This window comes from Aeriscardovia aeriphila, assembly GCF_002259595.1.
GTDB classification, from domain to species: domain Bacteria; phylum Actinomycetota; class Actinomycetes; order Actinomycetales; family Bifidobacteriaceae; genus Aeriscardovia; species Aeriscardovia aeriphila.
Map to the genome: position 1 here is coordinate 240,886 of NZ_MWWU01000001.1, position 6,907 is coordinate 247,792.

The window sequence follows — 6,907 nt, forward strand, 5'->3', positions numbered from 1 at the left end:
CAGCGCCACCGCGCGCACGCGGCTCAGCACTTCGCACGTTGGAGAAAGAATAGATCAATGAGCATGACAGAACACGCACAGCTGGGCCAGCCTGACCCGAACCGTGAAACACAACAGGCGAGTATTCATGACGTCGCCCAGGCGGTCGGCGTCTCCGTGTCGACAGTGTCTCGCTCTTTCACCCGCCCGAATTTGGTGAGCCCTCGCACTCGTGAGAAGGTGTTGCGCGCGGCTGCCGAGCTGCATTTCTCCATTTCTCGTTCGGCAATGGCTTTGAAGTCTGGCCGCTCTTTCCGCATCGCTTTGCTCTTGCCAAGCCCGATTACGGAATGGTTTAACGTCAACGTTTACGCTGGCCTGAACGAGGTGCTGCAGCCGGCTGGTTACGATATTTCCGTTTTCCAGATTTCCACGAACGACGCTCGTCACCGCTTCTTCTCCGAGATGCCGGTTCGTCGCAATGCTGACGCGGTGGTGCTCTGCTCGTTCAACACCCGCGAGGACGAGCTTTCCTTGCTTCTGGGCATGGGCGTTCCTGTCGTCGGCATTAACACGAGCTCTCTGGTGGGCCTCGACGCTGGCACCTCAACAGACGATGTGAAAAGCGCTGAGATTGCCACGAAGCATTTGATCAGCTTGGGCCACCGTAATATCGCCTACATTTACACCTCGCATGACACTCCGTTCACCTACTCTGCTGACGACCGTCACGAGGGTTTTGAAAATGCGATTCGAGATTCTCACGCCGATGTATCCACAGCGACAATCTCGTGCCCTTATGACCATAACCCGGTGGACGCTTGCTTGACGCAGCTGATTAATTTGGACCCTCAGCCAACCGCTCTGTTCTTCCAGACGGATGATTTGGCGATTCCGGTGATGATGCGCTTGGGCCGTTATGGTAAGCGTGCTCCGCGTGATTATTCGATTATTGGCTTTGATGATATTCCGTCGGCGAGGGATATTGGCCTGACGACTATGCATCAGAATCCGCATGCTTTGGGTGTTTCTGGCGCTCAGAAGGTGCTGAATTTGATCGAGAGTCAGAGTATGGATAACGCCTTCGAGAACCCGACTGCTCGCTTGGTTTTGCGCCAGACGACGTCGCCTATCGACGGCTAATCGTGCTGTTCATCTGCGCTCATCCCAACGCTGAGCCGCGCGTACTCACCTCGCGCTGCTAATCTTCATCATCGGTGTCGGCGCTCGCCTGCGCCCAACTGCTGACGTACGCTTTCGCCACCGCCTGCCAATCAGCCTGCTTACCGCTGACAAAATCCTGCGCGTACTGGCTGAGAGCGTGACCCATCGAGTCGGCAAATCGCGAGTCCGGAGCAAGAGCAAACAGCCACGGCACTTCGTTGCCCTCCTGCTGTGTTTCACGTGAAGCAGGAGCTGGAACAGCCTTCTTCTTCACTGCCGTACTCGTCGAATCATCGGTATCGCCCTGAGAATCATCCTGCGTACCCAGCCCCGTTCCACTTCCTGGCGTCGCGGCCTTGTCCAGTGACTCTTCACCCAAGCTCAGCCTGACCTGCGCGCTCAACGGGTTCGTGCTGCGCTGCTGCTCGCTCTCACCAAAGGGCATGCTCAAGCCCAACTCATCGACTAACACCTGCTGAGCCTGCTGGGAAGTAGCGAGCCAGTGGAGGAAGTCGATACTCGCCTTCTGGTCGATTTTGCTGGCTTGCAGGTTGATGCACCAATAATCTTCCGATCCGATCGCGTAGCCCTTCTGCTCGACGCCATTCATGCGAATCGGCATCATCCCCACGTTGTCTTCACTCATGCCAAGGGCTTTGAGTTGCGCCCAGCTCCACGTGCCCTGCTGGATCATCGCCACTTTCGAGCTCGCAAACTGGCCCATCGCGTCGTCGAGGCTCACCTCGTTGAGGGGCACAAGATTACCAGCATCCTGATAATCTGAAGCGTTTGCTGTGATGGCGAGACTGTCGCGCAGGTAGAGGTCGAACAGCGAGTGCAGGCCGGGCAGGCAGTTACCCGCCAGCGTACTGGACGTGCCCGAGGCGAGGTCGCAGGTCAGGGCGTAGTTGACCATATGCTTGGAAAATCGCCACACCGAGCTGCTGCTCATTGCAGGCGTGGCAAAGGTCGCTTCGATGCCCAGTTGCGCGCGGTGAGCTTGAATGTCGTCGCACACGCGCTGCAGAGTGTCGAAATCGCGGATTTCTTCTACCGAGTGCACGAGCGGGTTGGGCAGGGCGAAGTAGCGTTGCAGAATCGCCTTGTTGTACACAATTCCGTAGGCTTCGCTGGTATAAGGGATGGCGACGACGTCACCATTACGGCTGAGCGCCGAGCTTTTGTTCTCCAGATCGTTGTAAATGCTCGTGCCTTGCAGTGGGGACACGTAGTCGCGCCAGCGTTTGACGCCTTGGATGCTGCTGACGTGGAAAATGGTGGGCGGGGCCGGTTTGGTGAAGGCGGATTGCAGTTTTTCGTCGTATTTTCCGTTACCAACCGTCGTGATGGTGACGTCAATTCCCGTCTTTTTGGTGTATTCGCTGGCCAGTGCGCGCAAGCTGGCGTCGGCTTCCGGCTTGTAGTTGTAGTAGGAGATGGCTGGGGTGTTTTGCAGGTTTTTTTGACGGGCTGGGGCGGAGCATGCCGCAAGATTAACAAGAGCGCCCAGAGCAATCAGCGCTGCTGCGCTGCGCTTGAGGAACTGTTTCACGTGCAACCCTCCTTGTTCTGCTGTCACCTTCTGAGAAGAACTCTACCTGTCACACTCGCCGTCTGCGCGGGCTGGCGGTGGCCGCTGTGCCCCCCCCCCTCCGGTCGCCGCGCGCTATGCTCGCCCGCTGACCCTCTTCAACCCTCGCAGCTTTCGCGCACGTGCGCGATAATGAGAGCATGACGAGAAAAACTGCTTTCACTCCCACCGGCTCTTCCCTCGACGAGACCGCTCAGTCTGCCATCGAGACCCTCGACAGCGCCAACGATACGATCGACTCACTGCGTAAGAACGCAACTTCTCAGCTCAATGGCGACTCTGCCAGCTACTCCGATAAGTTCTTGCGCACTTTCTTCCCTCAGCTCGCCACGAGTATGGCTACCACCGCTGTGGGTGTGGCGTGGAAGAAGAGCATGGATACCGACACGGTTCCTTCCGCTACTGATCCTGAATCTCGCATGCGTGATGTGCTGGTGGTGGCGGTTGTCAGCGCTGTTGCTGGCTCGCTGCTCGCTCGCGCGGGTCGTAAGCTTGCCGATAAGCTCATTCTTCGTCGCATGGCGAAGCGTCAGAAGCAGTCGCACTGATAATCTTGAGGCCTTGAGGACTTAAAGCCTACTTTCTGCGCGGCTTGAAGCCTTTCTTTCTCGAGTGCGGCTTTCTCTTCCACCATTGCGCCATGTCGGAAGCGGTGGCGATGCTGCTGCTCGGGTCTCTGTGTGTCAGGTGCCAGGTGTTGCAATACTCACAACGGTACGTCCACAGTTGCTGGCCGCGTTCGATCAACACATCCTGAGCAGCTTGTTCGCACTGCTGCTTGGTGTGGTACATGATCTTGCCAGACTGGGCACAACGCTTCGGAGTGAAATAATGCACCTGGCCATGCTAGCGCCTCATATCCCCGCAGCCGCTTGCCGCCCGCCCGTAGCGAAACCGCGCCGCGCCAGCTCCTTCTTGCTCTGAGCGACGGACTATCGCGCAGCTCCACCAGTGCCTTAATGACCGCTCACTCGCCTATCGAGTTTCAATTTCCGCGCTCTGGGTATCCCTTCCCACTAGACTGGTACGAAAGAACTATTGTGCACAAGGCGCGAGGCCGGGAGGGGTGAGCTGCATGACTTCAGCAACGCAGGCCACCCTGCGCCTCAATAACGCTTATCCCATGCCCATGCTGGGCGTTGGTTTTTGGCAAATTCCTGCGGGTCGCGAAACGGTGACTTCGGCTACCGCTGCTCTGCGTGCTGGTTTCCGCCTTTTTGACGTCTCCGAGTCCGACCGCAATGAGAAGGGCGTTGGCCGTGCGCTGCACAATTCTGGTTTGCACCGCTCTCAGGTTTTCATTCAGACCAAGCTCACTGCTGACGTGAAAACGTATGAGGAAACTCTGCTTCATTTTGAGACGAGTTTGAAGCGTTTGGGCGTCGATTATGTCGATTCGTATTTGATTCATGCTCCGTGGCCGTGGATGGAAGTGGGCGCGAATTACGATAAGCAGAATCGTGACGTGTGGCGTGCGATGCAGGATATTTTCCTCTCGGGTCGTGCCCGCTCGATTGGTGTGTCCAACTTCACCGATCACGATCTTGTTAATCTTTTGGATTGGGATGGCCTGCAAATTGCCCCGGCTATCAACCAAATTGAGCTTTTCCCTGGCCACTTACAGCCTGCGACGGTCAGTATTTGCCAGGAGGCTGGCATTGCCCTTCAGGCTTACTCTCCTTTAGCTACCGGCCGTATTTTGCGCGTTCCTGTTTTGCGCAAGATTGCCAGTATTCTTACCGCTGCCCGCGAGGAAGAACTGCTCGCCGCGAACGTCTCGCACGACCCTACTGCAGCCTCTCCTTCTTCTGACGCTCCAGCTTCCACGCCAGCTCCGGGTTCATCCTCCGCAGCTTCTCCTGCCGCTGCGTCGACTTCTTCTGCTAGTTCCGACGCTCCAGCTTCCGCAGCTGCTCCAGATTCACCTTCTGCGCCTTCCCAGGCCACCTCTGAGGCGCTTTTAACTCCTCCGCAGCCGGATACTCATCTTGCAGGCAACTCGCCTCTCCAGCCCGTTTCTAGCAATCAGGCTGCCAGTGCCGCACAATCTCTCTCTCGTGCCCAGCCTCTTTCGCGCACGCTCTGCGCAGACCCATCTGCCTCGGGCAACTTTGCCTCTCAGAATTCTCTCGACGGCGTAACCTGCGTCTCTCCGAACGCGCTTCTGACCGTCCAAGATTCCTCTCTGGTAATCTCCCCAGCTCAGGTCGCCCTGCGCTACTTGCTGAACAAGGGCTTCATTCCGATCATGTCGGCCCGCCCGAAGGAATATTTGCAGTACAACGCCGACCTCGATTTCGACCTCACCGACGAGCAGATGGACGCTATCGACGCCCTCGCCGCCGTCCGCAGCCGCATCTAGTGCATCTAGTCAGCCACACATCTGCCTTCACATCTGCCTTCACATCCGCCTTCACATCTGCCTTCACATCCGCCTTCACATCTGCCTTCACATCCGCTAACTTCTGCTCACATCTGCTGACTTCTGCTCACATCCGCTGGCCCGTGTCCACGCTCACTTCAGCGACCGCAACCATCCCGTCATCTTCATCGCGAAACTGCATCACCACGTGCTCATGTAATTCTCGACGTGCAGAATCTGTGCGAGAATCTCCTCGCATTGCGTCCTCGACACGAGCCGCCCGGTAATCTGGCCGAGCACAATCCCCGTCATCGCAATCCTAAACGTCGCGTCAAGGTGATGAATGCGCAGCCTATGTTGCGCCTGAATGTCGCGCACCATAATCTCTTGCAGCCTCGGCGCCACAACGTCGCTCACCTGGCTCACGTACCTCAGCAGCAACTCGGCATTGCCGTCTTGTCGCTCAAGATTATCACTGCGCTTTTTCGACAGCCTCTTCTCACCTGCTACCTCATCGCCCTTCGGGCTGTGGGTAGCGGTTTGCTCGTTTGCAACGCGTTCACTCTCTGAAGAACTACGCTGTGCGTACTTCTTCATCGTCGGTTCGCCAAATATTTCCCCATTCTGGGAGATGATTTCTAACGCGCGCACACCCTTTTCGAGGCTCTCTCTAATACTCGAGCTTTGTGGTACACGGTATATTTTCCCCAAATCCTCAATGCTTCTATTGACTCTTCTTTCGATCACACCTTCAGCTATTTCATTCATCGAGGCGAAATAATGGTAAACCAGCGGGCGGGTTATTCCCACCTCACCAGCCACGGTCTGCGCACTGAGCTGCGAATACCCATCGCGTGCGATTATTCGCTCGGCAGCTTCGTATATTTGTCGCATCCTGGTTTCAGGCTCTTCGCGCCTAAATTTCGCGTTCGCTTGCATCGCTGCCTCGCCCCTCATAGTCTCTAGATCCAGTTCAGTCTCTTACCGACGCTTTTCCTCAAGTATCTCGAGACCTCTCTAACATCTCTCAACTCTCATCTTTCGCACAGATCTCTCGACTTCAACACAGACAGAAATCGCGCCGAGGTACCTCATTGTACTCTTGTTTTCTTTTTGTTAATGGTGTGGATATGAAAAAGAGGGGAGTGAGACAACCCTACCAACCCTGGCAGGCTCTCAACTCCCCTCAATAAAGTTTAATGCGGCAGCGTGCTACTCTCCCACACCCTCTCGAGTGCAGTACCATCGCCGTGCCCGGGCTTAGCTTCCAGGTTCGGAATGGAGGCTGGGCGTCTCCCCGGGGCTATGACCACCGCAAAATCATATTCACCTATCAGAAATTTTTCCTCATCTTACAGGTTGACTGTAAGAAAACCGGACAGTGGACACGACTACGCTACAGGTTCGATACATGGATACAGGTGAACGTTCATTCCCATGTCATCCCAACGTTTTGCAGACTGACAGAAAAGAGTTGTATTGCCCTTCAGCGGTTAGTACGGGTCAGCTCCACCCCTCACAGGGCTTCCACATCCCGCCTATCAAGCACATCATCTCTATGCCGCTTCCCGAACATTGAAGTTCACGGAACCCTCATCTTGGAGAACGCTTCCCGCTTAGATGCTTTCAGCGGTTATCGTATCCGGACTTAGCCAACCGGCAGCGCCCTTGGCAGGACGACCGGCACACCAGAGATCCGTCCACCCCGGTCCTCTCGTACTAGGGGCAGGCCTCCTCAAGGCTCCAACGCGCGCAGAGGATAGAGACCAAACTGTCTCACGACGTTCTAAACCCAGCTCGCGTGCCGCTTT

6 protein-coding genes, 2 rRNA genes and 1 pseudogene are annotated in these 6,907 nt (G+C 56.2%); 3 read left to right on the top strand and 6 right to left on the bottom strand.

Annotated features, from left to right (window positions below):
- Positions 1–57 precede the first annotated feature (57 nt).
- Complete coding sequence (locus tag AEAE_RS00985) at positions 58–1,122, top strand: LacI family DNA-binding transcriptional regulator (protein WP_244569573.1); 1,065 nt, start codon at positions 58–60, stop codon at positions 1,120–1,122.
- A gap of 58 nt (positions 1,123–1,180) precedes the next feature.
- Here AEAE_RS00985 and AEAE_RS00990 read toward each other — a convergent pair whose 3' ends face one another.
- On the bottom strand, positions 1,181–2,695 hold the full coding sequence (locus tag AEAE_RS00990) for an ABC transporter substrate-binding protein (protein WP_158520455.1): 1,515 nt from the start codon (positions 2,693–2,695) through the stop codon (positions 1,181–1,183).
- Positions 2,696–2,874: 179 nt separating this feature from the next.
- On the opposite strand from AEAE_RS00990, the gene AEAE_RS00995 reads away from it, so the two are divergent.
- On the top strand, positions 2,875–3,282 hold the full coding sequence (locus AEAE_RS00995; protein ID WP_094689307.1) for a DUF4235 domain-containing protein: 408 nt from the start codon (positions 2,875–2,877) through the stop codon (positions 3,280–3,282).
- A gap of 28 nt (positions 3,283–3,310) precedes the next feature.
- Here the strand turns inward: AEAE_RS00995 and AEAE_RS01000 are convergent, their stop codons facing one another.
- Positions 3,311–3,571 (bottom strand): hypothetical protein, encoded by a 261-nt coding sequence (locus AEAE_RS01000; RefSeq protein ID WP_094689308.1) that lies wholly within the window; start codon positions 3,569–3,571, stop codon positions 3,311–3,313.
- Between the two features lie 238 nt (positions 3,572–3,809).
- Between AEAE_RS01000 and AEAE_RS01005 the strand changes: the two genes are divergently transcribed.
- The gene (locus tag AEAE_RS01005; RefSeq protein WP_094689309.1) at positions 3,810–5,096 is read left to right on the top strand and encodes an aldo/keto reductase family protein; all 1,287 of its coding nucleotides are present in this window, start codon (positions 3,810–3,812) and stop codon (positions 5,094–5,096) included.
- A 5-nt stretch (positions 5,097–5,101) separates the two neighbouring features.
- Here AEAE_RS01005 and AEAE_RS07040 read toward each other — a convergent pair.
- The 4 genes and pseudogenes from AEAE_RS07040 to AEAE_RS01025 form a co-directional block, all read right to left on the bottom strand.
- Positions 5,102–5,191, bottom strand: a pseudogene (locus AEAE_RS07040) (hypothetical protein); the annotation flags it as partial.
- A gap of 106 nt (positions 5,192–5,297) precedes the next feature.
- Positions 5,298–5,990 (bottom strand): TetR/AcrR family transcriptional regulator, encoded by a 693-nt coding sequence (locus AEAE_RS01015; RefSeq protein ID WP_158520456.1) that lies wholly within the window; start codon positions 5,988–5,990, stop codon positions 5,298–5,300.
- Between the two features lie 305 nt (positions 5,991–6,295).
- Positions 6,296–6,413: ribosomal RNA gene (rrf, locus tag AEAE_RS01020) — 5S ribosomal RNA — on the bottom strand.
- 156 nt (positions 6,414–6,569) lie between these two features.
- Positions 6,570–6,907, bottom strand: a 23S ribosomal RNA gene (locus AEAE_RS01025); the annotation flags it as partial.